Origin of the sequence: Rhodococcus sp. A14 (genome assembly GCF_011603105.1) — a bacterium.
GTDB lineage: Bacteria > Actinomycetota > Actinomycetes > Mycobacteriales > Mycobacteriaceae > Rhodococcus_F > Rhodococcus_F opacus.
In genome coordinates this window covers 40,872-59,579 of sequence record NZ_JAAOQS010000003.1, presented here as the reverse complement: position 1 = coordinate 59,579, position 18,708 = coordinate 40,872, and the positions used below count along the sequence as shown (strand labels likewise).

General features: G+C 64.9%; 15 protein-coding genes and 3 pseudogenes. 10 read left to right on the top strand and 8 right to left on the bottom strand.

From position 1 onward, the window contains the following. Positions 1–14 precede the first annotated feature (14 nt). From G9373_RS48075 to G9373_RS48065, 3 genes and pseudogenes are all read right to left on the bottom strand, one after another. A pseudogene (locus tag G9373_RS48075) lies at positions 15–191 on the bottom strand (FAD-dependent monooxygenase); the annotation flags it as partial. A 75-nt stretch (positions 192–266) separates the two neighbouring features. After that, a complete protein-coding gene (locus tag G9373_RS48070) occupies positions 267–863 on the bottom strand; it encodes a hypothetical protein (protein ID WP_346842796.1) in 597 nt (198 codons plus the stop codon). A 142-nt stretch (positions 864–1,005) separates the two neighbouring features. Continuing rightward, positions 1,006–1,488, bottom strand: a complete 483-nt coding sequence (locus tag G9373_RS48065) for a hypothetical protein (RefSeq protein WP_346842795.1) — start codon at positions 1,486–1,488, stop codon at positions 1,006–1,008. 202 nt (positions 1,489–1,690) lie between these two features. Between G9373_RS48065 and G9373_RS46155 the strand changes: the two are divergent. Both G9373_RS46155 and G9373_RS02595 read left to right on the top strand, forming a co-directional pair. Continuing rightward, positions 1,691–2,925 (top strand): annotated as a pseudogene (locus G9373_RS46155) (DUF6745 domain-containing protein). A 42-nt stretch (positions 2,926–2,967) separates the two neighbouring features. Next, positions 2,968–3,423, top strand: coding sequence for a hypothetical protein (locus G9373_RS02595; protein ID WP_005260619.1), 456 nt, complete (start codon positions 2,968–2,970; stop codon positions 3,421–3,423). A 192-nt stretch (positions 3,424–3,615) separates the two neighbouring features. Here G9373_RS02595 and G9373_RS02590 read toward each other — a convergent pair whose 3' ends face one another. Then, positions 3,616–4,941, bottom strand: coding sequence for a hypothetical protein (locus tag G9373_RS02590; protein WP_167113767.1), 1,326 nt, complete (start codon positions 4,939–4,941; stop codon positions 3,616–3,618). 298 nt (positions 4,942–5,239) lie between these two features. On the opposite strand from G9373_RS02590, the gene G9373_RS02585 reads away from it, so the two are divergent. The 3 genes from G9373_RS02585 to G9373_RS02575 are packed head-to-tail and all read left to right on the top strand — an operon-like array spanning position 5,240 to position 8,350. Further along, entirely contained in the window at positions 5,240–6,229 is a 990-nt protein-coding gene (locus G9373_RS02585) for a nitronate monooxygenase (RefSeq protein WP_005260617.1), read from the top strand. A gap of 58 nt (positions 6,230–6,287) precedes the next feature. After that, a complete protein-coding gene (locus G9373_RS02580) occupies positions 6,288–7,664 on the top strand; it encodes an MFS transporter (RefSeq protein WP_054246802.1) in 1,377 nt (458 codons plus the stop codon). Beyond that, complete coding sequence (locus G9373_RS02575) at positions 7,661–8,350, top strand: pyridoxamine 5'-phosphate oxidase family protein (protein WP_054246804.1); 690 nt, start codon at positions 7,661–7,663, stop codon at positions 8,348–8,350. The genes G9373_RS02580 and G9373_RS02575 overlap by 4 nt, the downstream gene beginning before the upstream one ends. Here G9373_RS02575 and G9373_RS02570 read toward each other — a convergent pair. Continuing rightward, positions 8,338–9,207 carry a LysR family transcriptional regulator gene (locus G9373_RS02570; RefSeq protein ID WP_005260614.1) on the bottom strand — a complete coding sequence of 290 codons (870 nt, stop codon included), beginning with the start codon at positions 9,205–9,207 and terminating at the stop codon, positions 8,338–8,340. The genes G9373_RS02575 and G9373_RS02570 overlap by 13 nt on opposite strands. 105 nt (positions 9,208–9,312) lie before the next feature. Here G9373_RS02570 and G9373_RS02565 point away from each other — a divergent pair, with 105 nt between their 5' ends. Genes G9373_RS02565 through G9373_RS02555 form a run of 3 tightly spaced genes read left to right on the top strand, consistent with a single transcriptional unit; the run spans position 9,313 to position 12,478 of the window. After that, a complete protein-coding gene (locus G9373_RS02565) occupies positions 9,313–10,341 on the top strand; it encodes a nitronate monooxygenase (RefSeq protein WP_054246838.1) in 1,029 nt (342 codons plus the stop codon). Between the two features lie 5 nt (positions 10,342–10,346). After that, positions 10,347–11,246, top strand: a complete 900-nt coding sequence (locus tag G9373_RS02560; protein ID WP_005562229.1) for a LysR substrate-binding domain-containing protein — start codon at positions 10,347–10,349, stop codon at positions 11,244–11,246. A 41-nt stretch (positions 11,247–11,287) separates the two neighbouring features. After that, on the top strand, positions 11,288–12,478 hold the full coding sequence (locus G9373_RS02555; protein WP_054246808.1) for a YbfB/YjiJ family MFS transporter: 1,191 nt from the start codon (positions 11,288–11,290) through the stop codon (positions 12,476–12,478). 332 nt (positions 12,479–12,810) lie between these two features. Here G9373_RS02555 and G9373_RS02550 read toward each other — a convergent pair whose 3' ends face one another. Continuing rightward, positions 12,811–13,260 (bottom strand): helix-turn-helix domain-containing protein, encoded by a 450-nt coding sequence (locus G9373_RS02550; protein ID WP_346842794.1) that lies wholly within the window; start codon positions 13,258–13,260, stop codon positions 12,811–12,813. A 209-nt stretch (positions 13,261–13,469) separates the two neighbouring features. Here G9373_RS02550 and G9373_RS02545 point away from each other — a divergent pair, with 209 nt between their 5' ends. Beyond that, on the top strand, positions 13,470–14,876 hold the full coding sequence (locus G9373_RS02545) for a DUF2252 domain-containing protein (protein ID WP_005562224.1): 1,407 nt from the start codon (positions 13,470–13,472) through the stop codon (positions 14,874–14,876). A 115-nt stretch (positions 14,877–14,991) separates the two neighbouring features. Here G9373_RS02545 and G9373_RS02540 read toward each other — a convergent pair. Together G9373_RS02540 and G9373_RS02535 are read right to left on the bottom strand one after the other, a co-directional pair. Further along, positions 14,992–15,344 (bottom strand): annotated as a pseudogene (locus tag G9373_RS02540) (transposase); the annotation flags it as partial. A gap of 306 nt (positions 15,345–15,650) precedes the next feature. Further along, positions 15,651–17,393, bottom strand: coding sequence for a carboxylesterase/lipase family protein (locus G9373_RS02535; RefSeq protein WP_206031512.1), 1,743 nt, complete (start codon positions 17,391–17,393; stop codon positions 15,651–15,653). Positions 17,394–17,444: 51 nt separating this feature from the next. On the opposite strand from G9373_RS02535, the gene G9373_RS02530 reads away from it, so the two are divergent. Further along, entirely contained in the window at positions 17,445–18,689 is a 1,245-nt protein-coding gene (locus tag G9373_RS02530) for an IS256 family transposase (protein ID WP_167113763.1), read from the top strand. Positions 18,690–18,708 lie beyond the last annotated feature (19 nt).

Here is an 18,708-nt window from a genome sequence, read left to right as displayed (position 1 = left end):
GCGAGGAGTTCCTCTACGAGGACCGCGGCGTCCTCGAGTGCCATGGCCGCTCCTTGGGCGATCGTCGGTGGGCAGTTGTGGATTGCGTCGCCAATCAGTACTACCTGGTCGCGATGCCAGGGTCCCTCGACGAGATGGGTGGTGAACCAGGTGTAGTTGGTGGGGGTGTTCTTGTCGACCGAGTCGGCGATCTGTTCCCATGGCCCGCCGTAGCCGGCCGCGAGTTTCTTGAAGATCAGGGGCCCGTCCGTCCCTGTTGCCTCATGTCAAGATGCCCGCGAAGTCTGATTCGTTGACTCATCGAGAAGTGCCCGCGTGAGAGGGGCTCTCCTCGTGGGTGTGTTCTTGGCGGTGGCGAGGGCGATGAGCTCGGTGGTCAATGCCTGGATCTGACGCAGGACGGCGGCGGGGTTGATGGTGGAGTACGTGTCGGCGAGGATGGCTTTGTCCTCTCCGGTGACGGCCTCGTGCTGGTCTGCACGCCGATGCGGAGTGGTGGCGATGTCGTACTTCTTGGTCACCTTCGCGCCGTCACGTTCTTTCGACACCAATTTCTGCTGTGGGTAGAAGTAGTTCGTTAGCTGCGACTGCAGAACCCAGATCTGATTGAGCAGCAACAACTCTGCAGAGGTATCATAGCGGAGATAGCCGACGATGGTGCGTACTACGGCCCAGTTCTTCTGCTCGACGTGTGCCCCGTCGTTGGAGTTTCCGGGATGCGAGCGGGTGAAGGTGATCTGCTGTCTGTTGCACCAGTCGAGCAGGTGGTGGTTGATGAACTCGCTGCCGTTGTCGGAGTCGACGCCGAGGAGTGGGAACGGCATGATGGCAGCGATCTCGTCGAGTGGCGGCGATGAACCCATTTGCGGGCCTTGTTGCGCACACTGCGGTTCTCGGTCCAACCGGTGGCGATGTCGGTGACCGTCAGCGTGTAAGCGTGCTCACCGACGGCGTTGCCGCCCTCGTGGCCGACCAGGTCGATCTCGGGCGTTCCCCGGCGCCGCATCATCCCACTGCGCCCAGGTGCGGATTGTGGATCTGGGACTCGAGCAGGGAACCGGGCTTGGTATGTGATCGGCCCTTGAGTTCATGGTTCTTGCGTTCGGGCGCCAGCCGTCGGTCGATGGTGGCTGCAGACATGCCGACCAGCAACAGTGCGGTAGCGTCGTCGATGTCGAGTTCACCGAACGCACGCAGAATGGGCACGAGGTCGGGCAGTGCCGGCGCAAGCCGCTTCCCGGCAGGCATCCCCAGCACCGCCCAGCAGAAGATCAACGCTGCAACAACGTTCGGCCCGTACATCGGTGGGCGCCCGGTTCGGGGACGGACCACCTTCGGAATCAACGCTGCCCGCAATGCCTTGCGGGCGTGGTCGCGATGCCAGCCGGTCGTGGCGCACGGTTCGTCGAGGATCTTCGCTTTGCCCGGCTTGTCGGCGCGCTTGTAGCGGGTCGCGATCGCCGTGGTGACGGTTCTGCGTTCAGCCATGGTCAGTCCCATCCTCCGGCCCTACCCTCGACCACCACACCGACGTGATCGACACGCCGCTACGCGGGCGTTCTCACGTGAGGCAACGAAGGGGCTTACGCGGGCATTTTGGATGAGTCAACGCGGGGCCTTGCGCTCGCCGCGTCCTCGTGTCAGGCTCTAGAACTATGACTACCGGAAAGGCGGACACCGCCACCGTCGCGTGAGCGCCGCCCCGTTTCGCTCGGCGGCTCGACCCCGAGCGGCATTCACCGAGAACGCTGATCCCCTCTCCGACTACATTCTCGTGGTCGAGGCCGTGCGCGATGCATGGCTCACGCACGGGCTGTGCGCACACCCCTCCGATCGCACCACTGCGGAATCGGCTGTCGCGCAGCTGTATCGACAATCAAAATCCCGCGAGCCGGAGTTCGTCTGGGTTCCGTCTCCCTCAGCCGGATCGAGCCTGATCGCCGCCGAGGGCCTGGCGATGCCGATGTCGCTCGAGGGCAACGGAATCCGTGGCGCTACCGCCGGTATCGCAACCATGCTGTCGGAATCACGCAAACGTATGGACGCACGCATCAAGCGGAGGATATCCGACTGGCCGAACGAACGCCGGGCGGTCGAGACCGCACGGGTGAAGCCGCCTGCGGATGCCGCCCGCGTCGGCATCAGCCCCGATCGGATCATCCGAGCTACCGTCTGGGATTCGCTGCACACCACGCTTTTCGACGGGGTTGCAGCTGCGATACGGACGCTTCTGCCTCCAGCTGTCCTCGGTGTCACCTGGTACGGACAACAAGAAGCCCACCGAGTCGCCTATTACGACACGTACCGTCGGCTCGGCCTCGCGAAATTCCACTCCCACGACGATGCGCTACTCGACGCCGACATCGCGTTGACTTGCGCAACCGGATGGTGGTGGGCGTTCGACGGCGTATGTGTCATGGCAGAGCGTCCCACCACCCTTCATTCCGAGCCCATACCGGGTCGTGTGCACAACGAACACCGGCTGCACCACTCGGGTTCCCCGGCGCTCGAATTCCAAGACGGCGATGCAGTGTTCGTTCTGCACGGAACCATCGTCCCGGACTGGGTCGTCCACGACCCGACTGCCGAACGCATCGCGCGCGAACGCAATGTCTAGATTCGCCGATGCGCGATCGAGCGCGCATCGGGTGGGACACCTACATCGATACGGCCGACCTCGCGCTGGTCGACCAAACCGACGATCCCGGCAATGCCGGTTGCACCCTGCGGCTCTACGCGACCCCGGACGGCTGGGGGCGCACTGGCCGTATCCTGCTCGCGATCAACGGTTCTCCCGAACGCGCCGGACGTCGGCGACAATACGGGCTTCACGTGCCCACATGGATCTCATCCGCACTGGACGCCGCGGGCTGGACCTACGGCCTCGGCGGCGCCGACTACGCCCGCCTCGTTCGTCGCACCTGAACAAGACCGAAACCTGACTCCCCGAACTCGAAGGTGATTCGCATGAATACAACCATGACCCTGTCCGCTCTCACTGCCCTTACCGGCCTCGATGTGTTCGACTATCTCGCCCAGGAAGTGTCCATACCCGTCGTCGACGGTCTGCAGGCCCAGGGAGATCTCATCGTGATCCCGGATTCGCTTCTCGCCGACATCGTCACGTCCGCCCCGCGGACACGGTCGGAGAACGTACCGCTCTCAGGAGTGGAGTTGCTGCGTAGTGCTGCTGGCGGGAACCCACACAGCCTGGTCGCTGACGAAGGGGGCTGCACATGGTCGACGCCCGTCAACGACCCCAGGCGTCTCGCGCTCGGTATCCTCGACAGCCGAGCGACGGCTTACCTCATCCACCCCGAGCACGGAGCCACCGGCATCGCCCCTGGCCGGTATGTCATCGGACGGCAGCGAGAACAAAGCTTCGGGCGGACTTCCGGGAGGGCGCAGTTGGTCGCCGATTAGCGTTCGGGACCTCGTCCGAGGCATCCGAGTCAGTACCGGTATCGGGAATGCCGCGCGCGGCTGTCGATTACGGACCCCTACGCGTCGACCTCCCGGGCACGGTGGCCGCGGGGCCGGTGGTGAAAGCGATTGTCTGGTGACCGCTCGCAGTGCCATCGACGGCGGCACGTGCGATTCCCGGTACTCGGGTTCTCAGTCCAGGTCGAGTTCGGGTGCGGTGGCCAGGTATTCGATCTGCTCCAATGTCATCGGCACGATGGACCCTCCGATGGGGGTGGTACTGATGATGACCTGTTGGGTGGAGGGGAGAGTGATCGAGAAGTAGGCGCTGCCGCCGTTGGCGGGGTAGTCCGCGCGGGTGACGGTGGCTCCGTCCGGCGACGTGGTGGTGATGCGATCCGGATTGATCTCGTTCAGGTACTCATCCTGCGGTGACGGCGCGGACCGGCCACTGACGACGGCGATATCCAGGCGCCCCTCGCCGGCGGCCGATGTCACGGTGATCACCTCGCAGACGTTGTCCCTGCCGAAGTCGGTCAATCGAAGTGATCCGATCGGCCGATCCAGGGCGAGGTCGTTGTTGCCCGGCATAGTCGCCCACCGGGCTTCGAGTGCCCGATCGAGACGGGCCACTTTCTCGGGGGTCAGCTCCGGCCCGTTCCCATCGGTGTCCGCGCCGCACGACGGCATCAGCGGCACGGCCGGGATGACCGGCGCCGTCACCGTCAGGGACGGGGTGGTGGCGATCGCGGTCAATTCCTCGAGGGTCAACGGGATCTGTCCGCTGTGCCGGGTGCGCGCCTTCGGGTCGGTGTTGTCGGCGTCGCTGGCGGTAGCCACGATCCGGGTGCCATCGGGATGGTAAGCGACGACAGTGCGTTCGAGTGTGCGGACGCCGTTGATCTCGTACCAGGTGTCCAGCGAATCGAGCACCGTGCCGTCCGGGCGGGTGTCACGTCGATCCAGCGCTCCTGCCACGCACGGCAGGATGGGGCGGTCCCAGGCCCGGACATCGACGGTCACGGTACCGACGTGCGCGTCTCGGACCAGCGAGCCGCGGGCGTTGGTCGACCCGCTGAACAGGTCCGCGTCCCCCTCCTGCGGGAAGTTGGAGGGGTCGTAATCGGCGATCGGCTCGAACTGAAGGGACTGGCTTGGACTGGCGAAAGCCAACTCCGTCGAGTTCGGTAGCGCGTCGATGGCGGCCTGCGTCATCGCCGCCGCCTTCGCCATCGAGAACCACGGATACTTCGGATTGTCGTACTCGCCCGACCCGACGGTGGCGAAGTTGACGCGTTCAGGGTCCGAGGGCGGCTCGACCACATCGCACCCCGGAATCTGCGCCGGGTACGGCGCGGGCTCGAAAACGTAGGAGTACTCGCGGTCGGCGGTGGGCTCACCGGTCCCAGGGTCGTTCAGCAGGCCGGCCACCACGGTTCCGGCGGCGATGGTCGAGAGGATGACGACCACGTCGAACCATGTGCTGTCGCGCCATCTCCGGGCACCGTCCTCGACCATGATCGCTCCCTCGGCAAGTCGATACTCACGGTAACCCAGATCGACCTGTCCCGTATCGAAGTGCGGGAGCTCGGCCCTTCGGTTGCTCGAGTGGTCCGTAGTCTAGTGCAGTGCAGGACAGAGAATTTCACGAGTCCGTACGGTCGCGCGAGCGTTCTGTTCTGGAGAACGCAGGTATCGGTACAAACTGTTGGACCGCTGTTCGGCCGGGTTCTAGCGTTGTCGCAAAGCCGTCCGGTGTGACGTGCAGCACGTGGGACACACTGCGACACGTCGGAAATTTGTGGAGGAGCCCAGCATGCGTTTGCAGAATCGCCTGACCGAGAAATTCGGAATCGAACACCCCATCGTCCTTGCACCGATGGATTACGTCTCCGATTGGAGATTGGCTTCTGCCGTGGCCGAGGCAGGTGGGCTGGGATTGATCGGCGGCGGATACGGCGACGAGTCCTGGTTGCACGATCAGTTCGACCGCGTGACGACCGAGGCGGTCGGCTGTGGCTTCATCACCTGGTCCATGGCGCAGCAGCCCCAACTCCTCGAGAAGGCGATCGGCCACCGTCCGGCGGCCATTTTCCTCTCCTTCAGCGACCCGGCACCGCATGCGCCTGCGATTCGTGCCGCGGGTATCCCGCTGATCTGCCAGGTGCACAATCTCGAACAAGCGCGCCGGGCGGTGGTTGTAGGTGCGAACGTGATCGCTGCTCAAGGGGGAGAGGCGGGCGGTCATGGAACAGGAACCCGATCGACGTTCACCCTGGTGCCGGAGATCGCCGACTTTCTCGCGCGGGAGGCCCCGGAGGTAATGCTGCTGGCAGCCGGTGGAATCGGCGACGGCCGAGGCCTGGCGGCCGCGCTCGCCCTCGGAGCGGACGGTGCCCTCGTCGGGACCAGGTTCTGGGCGGCCGAGGAGGCGGCAATTCCCCGCGCGGCCCAGCACCGTGCCTTACGGGCGAGTGGGGACGACACGATCAGACAGAGCGCCTTCGACATCGTGCGTGAGAAGCCCTGGCCGACTCGATACACGGGCCGAGTCCTGCACAACGACTTCATCCGCCGATGGCACGGCGACGAGTCCGGCCTCCGGGGCGTGCTTCAGGAGAAGCAGGAGCAATTCCGGGCAGCAGTGAAGGCCGAGGACTACGACGTCGCGAATCTGATCGTCGGTGAGGTCGTCGGACAGATCGATCGTGTTGACACCGTCGTGTCGATCATCGATGACATGGTCGACACCGCCGACGCCATCCTGGGCCGCACGTCCCACGACTTGGCGGCGATCGGCTCCTAACGCCCATCGGTGCGACCTCGCCAACCCTCACCCCGCGCGTCCCGGAGAAGGATTCCCCATGACCACCAGCCAGTCCGTTTCACCACCCGCTCTCGCGAGCGGTGTCGCGAAGAGCAGCCTTCGCAAGATCATCACCGCGTCGAGTGTCGGAACGTTGATCGAATGGTACGACTTCTACATCTACGGCAGTCTCGCAGTCGTCTTCTCCGGGATGTTCTTTCCCGAAGGAAACGGAACCGCAGCACTTCTCGTCACGATTGCCGCCTTCGGCACGGGTTTCGTCGTACGCCCCATCGGCGCCATGGTGTTCGGCAGAATGGGGGACCGCGTCGGCCGTAAGAAGACGTTCATGACGACGTTGCTCATCATGGGCGGCGCCACCACGATGCTCGGACTGATGCCCACCTATGACCACATCGGGATTCTGGCGCCGATACTGCTGGTGATGTTGCGGCTGCTGCAGGGTCTCGCGATCGGCGGAGAGTACGGGGGCGCAGTCGTTTACATCGCGGAGAATTCGCCGGCGAGGAAACGCGGAGCCCTCACCAGTGTTCTCCAGACCACCGCGACCGGTGGCCTCCTCCTGTCGATCGGCGTCATCGTGCTCTGCCGGGTCGGCTTGGGCGAGGAGGCATTCAGTGTGTGGGGCTGGCGGATTCCGTTCCTCCTGTCCGCGGTCCTGGTGTTGTTCTCGCTGAAGATCCGCATGAAGATGCACGAATCGCCGGTGTTCGAGGAGATGCGACGGAGCGGAAACCTCTCGCGTTCACCGATCAAGGATGCGGTTGCGCACAAGCCGGCCTTCGCGTTGCTGCTCGTCGTGCTCTTCGGAATCACGGCCGGGCTGGGAGTTGCCTGGTACACCAGCCAGTTCTACACGCTGTACTTCCTGCAGACGATCTTGAAGATCGACTTCCTCACCGCGAATGTCTCGGTCGGAATCGCCCTGGTCATCGCGACACCGTTCTTCGTCGTCTTCGGCAAGATGTCCGACAGGTATGGACGGACTCGGATCATCCTGTGCGGCTTGGTACTTTCGGCAGTCGGCTACCTCCCGCTGTTCCAGTGGGTCCGGGACGCCGCGGTCGAGGACCACCACATCCAGATGATCGTGCCGCTGACGATTCAGGTCATCTTCGTCACCATGGTCTACGGGCCCACCGCGGCATTCCTGTCCGAATTGTTCCCACCACAGATCCGCTACACCGGACTGTCGCTGGCGTACCACATCGGGACCGGCGTGTTCGGTGGCTTCACCCCTCTGGTGGCGCTCTCGCTCAACTCCGCGACCGGGAACGTGCTCGCCGGGCTGATCTACCCCATCGCGGTAACCACGGTCACCGCAGTGGTGTTCGTGCTGACGTTGCGGCGCGGCGTGGACAGCCCGATAGTCCGGAGGGCGTGGAAGCAGATCGATTCCGAGTACTCGTCATGAGACACCCGACCCGGTACGGCGCGATCGCGTTCACTGCTCCGGTGGCCGAGCGGCAGAAGGCGACGGGGAGCATCAACTGGTACGGGCGCATGCGGGCGCAGGAGGACGACCCAGGCCTGCCCGACGAACTGGACACCCGCGTCACTGCCCTGATCCGAGCCACCGATTCGTTCTTCATCGCGACCGTGACACCCTCGGGGTGGCCCTATATCCAACACCGAGGCGGCCCGCCCGGCTTCGTGCACGTGCCGGACCCGACGACGATTGCGCTGGCGGACTACTCGGGAAATCAGCAGTTCGTCACGGTCGGCAACCTCGACGAGAACGACCGAGTGGCTCTCTTCTTCATCGACTACCCCACCCGTACCAGAGTCAAAGTCTACGGTCGAGCGGAGGTCGTCGAGCGTGCCGACGATCCGGATCTCATCGCCCGGCTCCTCACCACACCCGGCGGGTCAGGTAAGGCCGGATGCGATCGCGCGTTCGTCATCCACGTCGAGGCCCTCGACCGGAATTGCACGAAGAACATCCCGCCGAAGTACGGCGAGGCGCGGATGCGGGAGTCGCTCACGTTGGCCCGCAAGGGTCTACAGGAAGAAATCGAACGACTGCGATCCCGCAATGCAGAACTGGAGCGGGAAGTCGCCCGGCTTCGCCGGCACACCGACGACGGTCAGTCGCGTTGACCGACCGTCGCACTGCCGGGTGGCGGAGAGTGCCGGATCGCGGCGTCCCGCAGTACTCGCAGCAGCGGCGTCGCGCGGTTGCGGCGGTACACGAACCTCACGACCGCGGGCGGCGCACCGACCAGCGGGATGAACTGGACGTTCCGATGGGTTACCCGCCTGCGGGCCACTTCGGGAACCGTGCCGACACCCCGATCGGCGGCGATCAACTCGAGCCAGTCGTCGAAGTTCGAGCACGTCACCACCGGGCCGTCGTGGTTCGGCCACAGATCTTCGGATGTGGTGCCGCTGAGGGTATTGATGACCAGGGGAAGCGTTCCGAACTCGGCCCAGTCGATCGATTCTCGGGTCGCGAGAGGCGACGCAGTCGAGACCGCCGCAATCCGCTGCTCCTCGAACAGTGGATGTTGTACGAACTCGTCGCCGGGAACATCCCGGCGGACGACGGCGGCGTCCACGGTGGCGTTGTTCAGTGCGGCGATGGGGTCGTCGTAGCGTCGCGGAACGACGGTGGCGCGGGAATTCTTCTCGACGTCGTCGATCACCTGCTGCGCCCACGGATCGGGCAGGAGCCAACTGAAGCCGAGGACGAGGGATCGGTTGGTGTACAGCGCAACCGCGGAATCGAGATCGCCGAGGATGACGCGCACCTTCTCGACGAACCCGGCACCGTCCTCGGTGAGGGCAAGTGCCCGCGAGGTCCGGTCGAACAATCGCACGCCGAGTGAGGTCTCGAGCTGCTGCACCGTTCGGGTGAGCGCCGGCTGGGTGATGTGGAGAGCTTTCGCCGCGGCGGTGAACGAGCCTGCCTCGGCGATCGCAACGGCCGCCCGCAGATGCCGCAGTTCGATGGACATAACTCCCAAGCATAGATCCGGCCGAAGAGGCATTTCCGCTCCGCACTGCGGCGGTGCACGATGAGAAACGGAAAGACCACGCACACATCGACCGAAAGGATCCTGGTGTTCGATCTCGAGGACGGCCTCCGAATTCCCATCATCGGGGCGCCCATGGCAGGAGGACCGAGCACGCCCGAGCTCGTTGCCGCGGTCTCGTCCGCCGGTGGCCTCGGTTTCCTCGCGGCCGGGTACAAGACCCTCGATGCGGTTCGGCGTGAGGTCGACGCGGTCCGCGCGCTGACGAGTGCACCGTTCGGACTCAATCTTTTCGTCCCCGGCCGCCCCCTGGCAGACCGTGCCGCGGTGGAGGCCTATCGGGCGCGACTGCAGCGACTCGCGGAACACTGGCAGGTGTCGCTGCCGGAGGTCGTCGACTTCGACGACGACGCCTTCGACGCCAAGGTCGGCCTCGCGGTCGAGCTTGCCGTTCCCGTGGTGTCGTTCACCTTCGGTCTTCCACCGCGGGACGTCGTCGATCGGTTACACGACGCCGGCAGCGCCGTGGTGGCCACGGTGTCCGATGTCGACGAGGCGTGCTCGGCCGCAGGGGTGGGCGTCGACGCGATCGGTCTACAAGGAGTCGACGCGGGCGGGCACCGGGCGACGCTCGACCCCGGCGCCGAGCCGGACCCACGTTCGACGAGGGAATTGGTCGAGGCGGCCCGCTCGGCAATCGACCTTCCCATCATCGCGGCGGGTGGGATCGCGACCGCAGCAGACGTCGCGGCGGCACTCGCGGCCGGCGCCACCGCCGTCCAGATCGGTACCGCTCTCCTCGACGCCGACGAGGCAGGGACCAAACCCGCGCACCGGGCCGCGTTGCACGACGCCCGCTTCACCGACACCGTCGTCACCCGCGCGTTCTCCGGTCGTCCCGCGCGTGGCCTGGTCAATGACTTCATCACCGACTTCGATGCTCACGCGGTGGCGGCATATCCACAGGTACACCTGCTGACCAGTGGGCTGCGGGCCGCAGCAGGCGCCGCCGGCGACCCGCACGGCCTCGCACTCTGGGCCGGCACCGGCTATCGCAGTGCTCGTTCGGCCCCCGCAGGGGAGATCGTTCGGGACCTGTGGAGTGAAACGCGGTAATTCTCATGGACATCGGCGATCTGAACTTCTTCCTGGCCGTGGCCCGCGCCGGCGGAATCTCCCGGGCATCGAAGGAACTACTGACGGTTCAGTCGAACATCAGCTCACGGATCCGCGCGCTCGAAGACGAACTCGGTGTGGAACTGTTCCGCCGCCATGCCCGTGGGGTGACCCTGACGAACTCCGGCGAACGTCTGCTGCCCTATGCCGAACAGATCACTCAGCTCGTGCGGGAAGTGACGCAGGTCGTCAGCGACGATCACGAGCCGGGTGGACGACTGGCGATCGGCTCCATGGAGACCACCGCCGGGTTGCGGCTCCCCGGGGTGCTGGCCGCCTTCAGCGACGAGTGCCCCCGAGTCGACTTCACCTTGGCGACCGACACCACCGACGCGCTGACCACCCAGGTGATCGAGCATCGACTCGACGGCGCGTTCGTCTGCGGCCCGGTACGGCATCCGGACCTGGTCGCCGAGCAGGTCTTCATCGAGCAACTCGTGCTGGTGAGCGGTGTTCGCGTGGCCGATCTGGACTCCGTAATGACCGATGGCCGGCGGCACAAGGTTCTCGTCCTCCGGGCCGGCTGCGCCTACCGGGCCCGCCTGGAACGGCTCTTCGAGCAGCACGGAGTGCCGAGCCCGGACGTCCTCGAGTTCGGAACTCTCGAGGGCATCCTCGGGTGTGCGGCCGCGGGGATGGGCGTGACCCTGCTGCCGCTGGGCGTGGTGACCACTTCGCCGTTGGCGGCGGCGTTGAAGGTGCATCACCTCGCGCCGGCCGACTCGCGCGCGGAAACCCTGTTCATCCGCCGTAAAGATTCCACCATGACCCCTGCGATGTCGCGTTTCCTGTTCCACACCCACGAGTCCAGCCGCCCGGCTTCCCTGAAATCCGTGGCTCGCTAGAGGGACCTACGCGCCGACCGAATGTTGTTGAAAGAGAACGCATGAACGCAGTAGACAGCGCCGACGAGCTGACCGCATTCCGCACGCCGACATCGCCGTGGATCACGGTCGGCCAGGTCGGGGCCGCATTGGCGGCGAGCATGGGCATCGGACGGTTCGTCTACACGCCTGTTCTCCCTCTGATGGAGGCCCAGGCAGGATTGACACCGTCGGCGGGCGCCGCTCTGGCGACGGCAAACTATCTGGGATACCTCGTCGGCGCGCTGGCCGGAATCGTCCTACCCGGCTTGATGCGCTCGGCGGCAGCCATACGTGTCTCGATGCTGATCCTGACCACCACGCTGGCGCTCATGCCGGTGACATCGAACGAAACCGCCTGGGCCGTACTGCGTTGTGTTGCGGGTGCCACCAGCGCGATGGTCTTCGTCATCGCGGTCAGTGCCATGCACTCCAACCTGAGTGGGCACGCGGCACACCTGTCGGGTTGGGCGTTCGGCGGAATCGGGGCAGGTATTGCCCTTTCCGGGCTCGTCGTCCTCATCTTGCGGTCGGTGAGCACGTGGGGCTCCGTGTGGTGGGCGGCCGCACTGCTGACCCTGATCTGCACCCTCGCGGCGTGGACTCTCACACCGGAACGCGCTCCGACGGCGCCGACGGCCGAGCGCAGAAGATCGCACAATCAGGGGCACCGCCGGTTCGGTGCGCTCTTCGTCAGCTATTCCCTCGAGGGCGTCGGGTACATCATCGCCGGCACTTTTCTCGTGGCAGCGATCGACCACACCGCAGGCAGCTTCGCCGGCAGTGGCGCCTGGGTACTCGTCGGGCTGGCGGCGCTACCGTCCGGTCCACTCTGGGCGTTGCTCGGCAGACGATGGTCTCGCCCGATCCTGCTGGTGATCGCACTCGTCATTCAGGCCGCCGGCATCGCGTTGCCCGCGGTGGCAGGTGGCATCTGGCCCGCCCTGGTCTCCGCCTTCCTGTTCGGGGGAACATTCCTCGGCATCAGTCAGATGTCGCTGACGATCGGCGCTCACCTCCAGTTCCCACGCGCGGTCGCGATCCTGACGACCGGATACAGCCTCGGTCAGATCGCGGGCCCGCTCATCGTCACACCACTGCTTTCCGATGGCTATCACCTGGCATTGCTCGTCGCTTCGGGCATCGTTCTGGCGGCAGCACTCGCCGCCGCGGTACTGACCGCCCGGTTTCGTCAGCGAGCCACGGTCGAATGAGGAGTGGTAGTCGAAAAGCAGGTATGCGCACGCGTACTTCGGCCGATGTGGTCACGACGAGTCGCGGCCATGCTGGCTTCACGTCGCCGGCGCCGCGGCACGGTCGAGAGCACACGGAGATCGTCATGGTGAGTCAACACAGAGGTCGAAGATTTCAACCACTTCACGCAATTCGCGCGAGCGTAGGCGGCGCGGCCTGTCTCGCCGGCCTCGTCATCGGCGCCATGGCGCTGACAATTCTCGCGTTCCCGGCACCCGGCGTGCAGGCTGCAACGGTCACGTCCCAGAGCCGGTACAGCGCGGGGGAGTGGACCCACCCCGCATGCGTCCAGTCACATCGGGTCTGTCGAAACGAGTCGGAGCCACAGCCATAGGCGAGTGGTCGGATCGTCGAAGTCGAGATGGAACTCCTCGGTGCGGCGGGTGATCCGGTACCGAATGGTATTGCCGTGGACATGCACTCGGCCGGCCGCTGTGGACACGTTCGCGTTCGAATCGAAGTACGCACGCAGAGTGATCAGAAAGTCGGTGTGGTGGGTGGCGTCGTACGCCCGGATCGTATCGATGACGTCGAACTTGTCGAGATGCTTGTCGGCTGTGTACTTGCCGATCTCGAGTAGGTTGAGCTCGGTCCAATAGTCTTCGAACACAGCCGCTGCCGGGAGCTGGGGAGTCGGATTGTCTCGCGTGACCGACTGCTGACGCATCAGGTACTGCAATGTGCACACCGCCTCGGTCCGGAATCGAGGTAGCTCCCTGATCTGCTCGGCGATGCCGCCCACCGCGGCGACATGGTCGAGCGGATCGACAGACCGGGTGGACGGCTAGTGACCGTTCGCCGCGAGTGTGAGGTACCCGTCGATATGCTGCACGCATCCTTACTGCACACAGCGAAGAGACGGTGATCGAGTTGTCTGATGCGCAACGTGGCCAACCCGGACAAGCCGCACGCCGTGATGGACGGCCCGATCCTCGACGTCGGCGCGCAACCGTGGACGCGCACATCGTGTTGCCGACCATCGACGGGCAGTCGTTCGCGTCGTTGCGCCGCCGGGCCACGCCGAGGGCGGAGCGGTACGCACTCGGCAAACGCCTGCGCAAGCAGACACCGCGGTCCGCGCTCGGCGAGTGGCGCGCACCGGACGATCGCCCCGATGTGGTGGATCAGATCGGTGTGTCGCACCAGGGTCGGGTGGAATCGCTCATACCGGTCAGGGTCGGGCGGATGGCGGCCTCGCCGTACGGTTTTCTGCGCGGCACCGCGATCGTGATGGCCCAGGACCTCGCCGGGCTGCCGGTGACCGGAATCCAGCCGGTGATCTGCGGGGATGCGCATCTGGGCAACTTCGGGTTCTACGCGTCGCCGGAACGTGACCTGGTGCTGGATCTGAACGACTTCGACGAGGCACATCCCGGCGGCTGGGAATGGGACCTGCGCCGCTTGACTGCGAGCATCTGGGTGGCGGGCCGGCAGAACTCGGCGACCGAGGGGCAGTGCGAGAGTGCGGTGCAGTCCTGCGTCGCCACCTATCGCAAGCATGTGCGCTGGCTCGCGGAACAACCATTGCTGGCGCGCTCGTTCGAGCGACTCGACCTCGACCGGCTGCAGACGACGGCGTCGGACGAGTCGCTGCGCCACGAGATCACCCGCGCCGCGGAGCGGGCTCGGCGCCGCGTCAGCGACCGGGCGCTGCCTCGATTCACCGAGCAGGACGAAACCGGCCGGCGCATCGTGGAGGAGCCGCCGCTGATCACCCGGGTGTCCGAGGCGGAGGCCGAGCAAATCGCCGCCGGGCTCGACGAATACCTCACCACGCTGCCCAGCCACTGGGCACGACTGCTCAGTGGCTACACCGTCGTCGACGTCGCGCACAAAGTGGTCGGCGTGGGCAGCGTCGGACTGCGTGCCTACGTCGTGCTGTGCGAAGGGAGCAGTGCCGACGACGTGGTGTTCCTGCAGCTCAAGCAGGCGCGTCGTTCCGTCGTGGCGCGCTTCGTACACGGCGAGTCCGCCTGGCACGACCACCAGGGCCGGCGCGTTGTCGAGTACCAGCAGGCCCTGCAGACCGTCAGCGATCCGTTGCTTGGCTGGACCACAGTGGAGGGCCGGCAGTACTACGTGCGGCAATTCCGGAACATGAAGGGCGCGATCCCGATCGACCACCTCAGCGCGGCAGCGCTGACCGACTACGCCGGCATCTGCGGGCGCCTGCTCGCGAAGGGCCACGCGCGGACCAGTGGTGCGTCGATGATCGGCGGCTACGTCGGAAAGTCGGACACGCTCGACGTCGCACTGAGCCGGTTCGCGCACGCCTATGCGGATCAGACCGAACGCGACCACGCGACTTTGGTCGACGCGGTCAAGCGGGGGAAGTTGCCGTGTGAGCCGCTGACGTGAATCGGTGTGTATTTGTCGTCCGGTTTCGCGGCGGCCACACTCTGGTCGCCCGCCCCTCGCGGCAGTGTCGCGGCGGACGGGTCAGTCGTCCTACTCCGGCTCGAGCTTGGCGATGCAATGAGGTGATGCCGAGGGAATCGCCGAGTTTTTCCATCCGGCGGGTGGAGACGCGGAACAGGTAGCAGGTGGCCACCACCGAGGTCAGCGCCCTCTCGGCGCGTTTGCGGCGCTGCAGCAACCAGTCCGGGAAGTACGAGCCGGTCCGCAGCTGGGGATGGCGACGTCGAGAGTGCCGGCGCGGGTGGGGGTACCGCACTGCACGTAGCCGGCACCGCACAGGGCGTCGGCCTCGGCGCGCATGAGCGCGTCGATGATCGTGGCCAGCAGGCTCCGCAGCAGGTTTGGACTGGCGTCGGTGAGGCGGTCCGGCAGGAACTGGTGCAGGTCGATGTCGTGGGCAGTGGTCATCTCGTGGTCCTCATCGAGTGACTTTGGTCGGTCTCTCGAAGAGTCACGCGATGGCCGCCTTCATTGGGCTACGACACGCCGGTCAGATTCGGATCCGGTCCGCACACCATCTTCATAGACGCAACCGATAGCGCTCGCTGTGAGGCCCGTCCATCTAGGCATGCATGGAACCCACCACCCGAGACCCCCAAGGCACAAATGATCCCTTGGGGGCCGGAATCCTGCGTCCTTCCTGGTCACGACACGGTATGTGTGTGGGCGCTACGGGCCTCGGCGTGACGATAACCAGAGTGTTGTCGACGATCGTCAGGCAGTGGGCGTGGTGGGGAGCCAGTTGTAGTTCTGCTCGTTCCAGAATCCACACCGGTGGTCCGCTGCGTACTGCTCCGTGCTGACGGTGCGTGTGTTGGTGCCTGAGTCCAGGACCATGATTTTGCCGTCACCGATCGCCGGCCACTCGGGCCGAGTGGGAGCAGTGGGACTGCCGTGCGCGGCGAATCCTGACCAATAGGCCATCATCGTTTGCGACAGTTGCTGCTGTTCCGGAGTGAACCGCGTCGCCAATTCCCCGCCCCACAGGTACGGCAGCTGGGTGGAATGCGCTGCTCCTACGTCGAAATTGGGGAGTTTGGTTTCGCGTGTGGGCGCGTGCTCGTCGTCGAACCTGTAGAAGAAGACTCGTGGCTGGTGGACAGCAATGTCGTTCGCCAGCGTCAGGTATTGGCATCCTCCGAGCCCGTAGAACACACTGCTGTCATTCCATATCGTACTGAGTGCGTAGGCCGCACTGTACGGACTCGGAAACGACGAGTACGGATACTGGTCGGCGACAGCGTGTGCAAGTGGTCCGAATTCTTCTTGCAGTTCCTGCTTGTAACGGTCCTCGGTCATGTCTGCGAAAGGGATTGCCCAGCCTCGGGTTTCATCGCGTGTCTCCCCGATCATGATGGGGACATTGTTGAACGAACCAGACTTGATCGCCGCGTCCGGTGCAATCGGAAGTTCGGGGCCCCCGACGATGGGCAGAGGGCCGGTGAGGATTCCCCCGAAATTCGCGCTCGCTGCGAGAAGTTCTTCGCCTGATCGCGATCGTAGGCACCGGGCCATGTCGCCGGGTTCGGAGCAGCCTGTTGAACCCGCGAACGAGACGGCGTCGGCCTGCGCTTCTTCAGTTGAGTGGCTCGGGCATCCGCCGCTTTGGATGATCGCGCCCTGGAACAGGCCGGTCGCTGTCGGCGAAGCGAGTTGGGCGCACACCGAGTGTCCTCCGGCAGATTGACCCACAATAGTGACTTGACCGGGGTCGCCGCCAAAGCCTGCGATGTTCTCTCGAACCCAGCGCAGCGCTGCTTGCTGATCCAGGAGTCCGAAGTTGCCTGCGGTGCCGTCATCGACTCCATGTAGCTGGAGGAAGCCGAAGGCGCCGAGTCGGTAGTTGATGGTGACAACGACTGTGTTGAACTTTTCCGCGATTTGTGACCCATCTGACTGGCTTCCCGAACCAGTCATGAAGCCACCTCCGTGAATCCAGAACAGGACCGGGAGGGGCCCTCTCGTTCGTTCGGACGGTGTATAGACGTTCAGATACAGACAATCTTCGCCATAAGGCACATCGTTGCTGCCACTGCTCACCGGTTGATAGCACCTCGGGCCGAATTCCGCTGCTGAACGGATGCCGTCCCACGTCGGCGCCGGTGCGGGCGGCTCCCACCGCAGGGTGCCGATGGGTGGGGCCGCATAAGGCATGCCGAGGAACTGGTCCACCTGTCCAGCTGATATCCCCTCCACGTCACCAGTTTTCGTTGTGACGACCAATGAATGACTGTCCGATTCTGCTTGTGAACGTGAAGCTGCATCTTCGGGTCCCGCATGTGTACCGCAACCTGTCAGGGCCGCCGTCAATGCCAGCACGATAATTGTTTTCGCGAACAGTCGTGTTGTAACGCTCACCCAATCTCCTTGAATTGTCGGATGGGTTGCGTCCATGAAGATGGTGTATGAACCGGTTCCGCATCTGACCGGCGTGTCGTAGCCAACGAAGGTGGCCATCGCGTGACTCTTCGAGAGACCTACCAAAGTCACTCGATGAAGGACCACGCGATGACCAGTGCCCACGATATCGACCTGCAGCAGATCCTGACCGACCGACTCACCGGTGCAAGCCCCGACCTGCTGCGCGAGTTGCTGACGACGTTCATTCACACCCTGATGGGCGCCGAGGCCGACAGCCTGTGCGGCGCCGGCTACGGACAACGCTCCGAGGAGCGCACCAACTCTCGTAACGGATACCGGCACCGCGACTTCGACACCCGCGTCGGCACCCTCGACGTGGCGATCCCGAAGCTGCGGTCCGGTTCGTACTTCCCCGACTGGTTGCTCGAGCGTCGCAAACGCGCCGAAAAGGCTCTGACTACCGTGGTGGCCACCTGCTACCTGCTCGGCGTCTCCACCCGGCGGATGGACCGGCTCGTCGACTCGTTGGGCATCACCAGCCTGTCGAAGTCGCAGGTGTCGGTGATCGCCAAGGACCTCGACACCCAGGTCGAAGCATTCCGCAGCCGCCCGCTTGACGCCGGCCCGTACACCTTTGTCGCCGCCGATGCCCTGGTGCTCAAGGTGCGGGAGAACGGGCGGGTGGTCAACGTGCACACCCTGGTCGCGGTCGGCGTCAACGCCGAGGGCTACCGGGAGATCCTAGGAATCGAGGTAACCTCCGCCGAGGACGGTGCCGGCTGGCTGGCGTTCTTCCGGTCGCTGGTGGCCCGCGGCCTGTCCGGGGTGCGGTTGGTGACCTCCGATGCGCACGCCGGGTTGGTGGCGGCGATCGGTGGGACCCTGCCGGGTGCCTCGTGGCAGAGGTGCCGAACCCATTACTCGACGAACCTGATGGCGGTGACCCCGAAGGCGTCGTGGCCTTGGGTGAAGACGTTGCTGCACTCGGTCTACGACCAACCCGACGCGGATTCTGTTCATGCCCAATATGATCGAATCATCGGCGCACTGTCGGAGAAGTTGCCGAAGGTCGCTGACCACCTCGACGCAGCACGGTCGGACCTGTTGGCGTTCACCGCATTTCCCAAGCAGATTTGGAAACAGATCTGGAGCAACAATCCGCAGGAGCGCCTCAATAAGGAAATCCGCAGGAGAACCGATGTGGTCGGAATCTTCCCGGATCGTACCGCCCTGATCCGGCTCGTCGGGGCGGTCCTGGCCGAGCAACACGACGAGTGGATCGAAGGGCGCCGCTATCTCGGCCTGGATGTTCTGGCCCGCTCCCGCAACGACAAGCTCACCGACAGCAGCACCGAGTCCACCGAGGAGGTGACACCGGCCTTGACTGCCTAACTCACCAACGAGGAGTCAC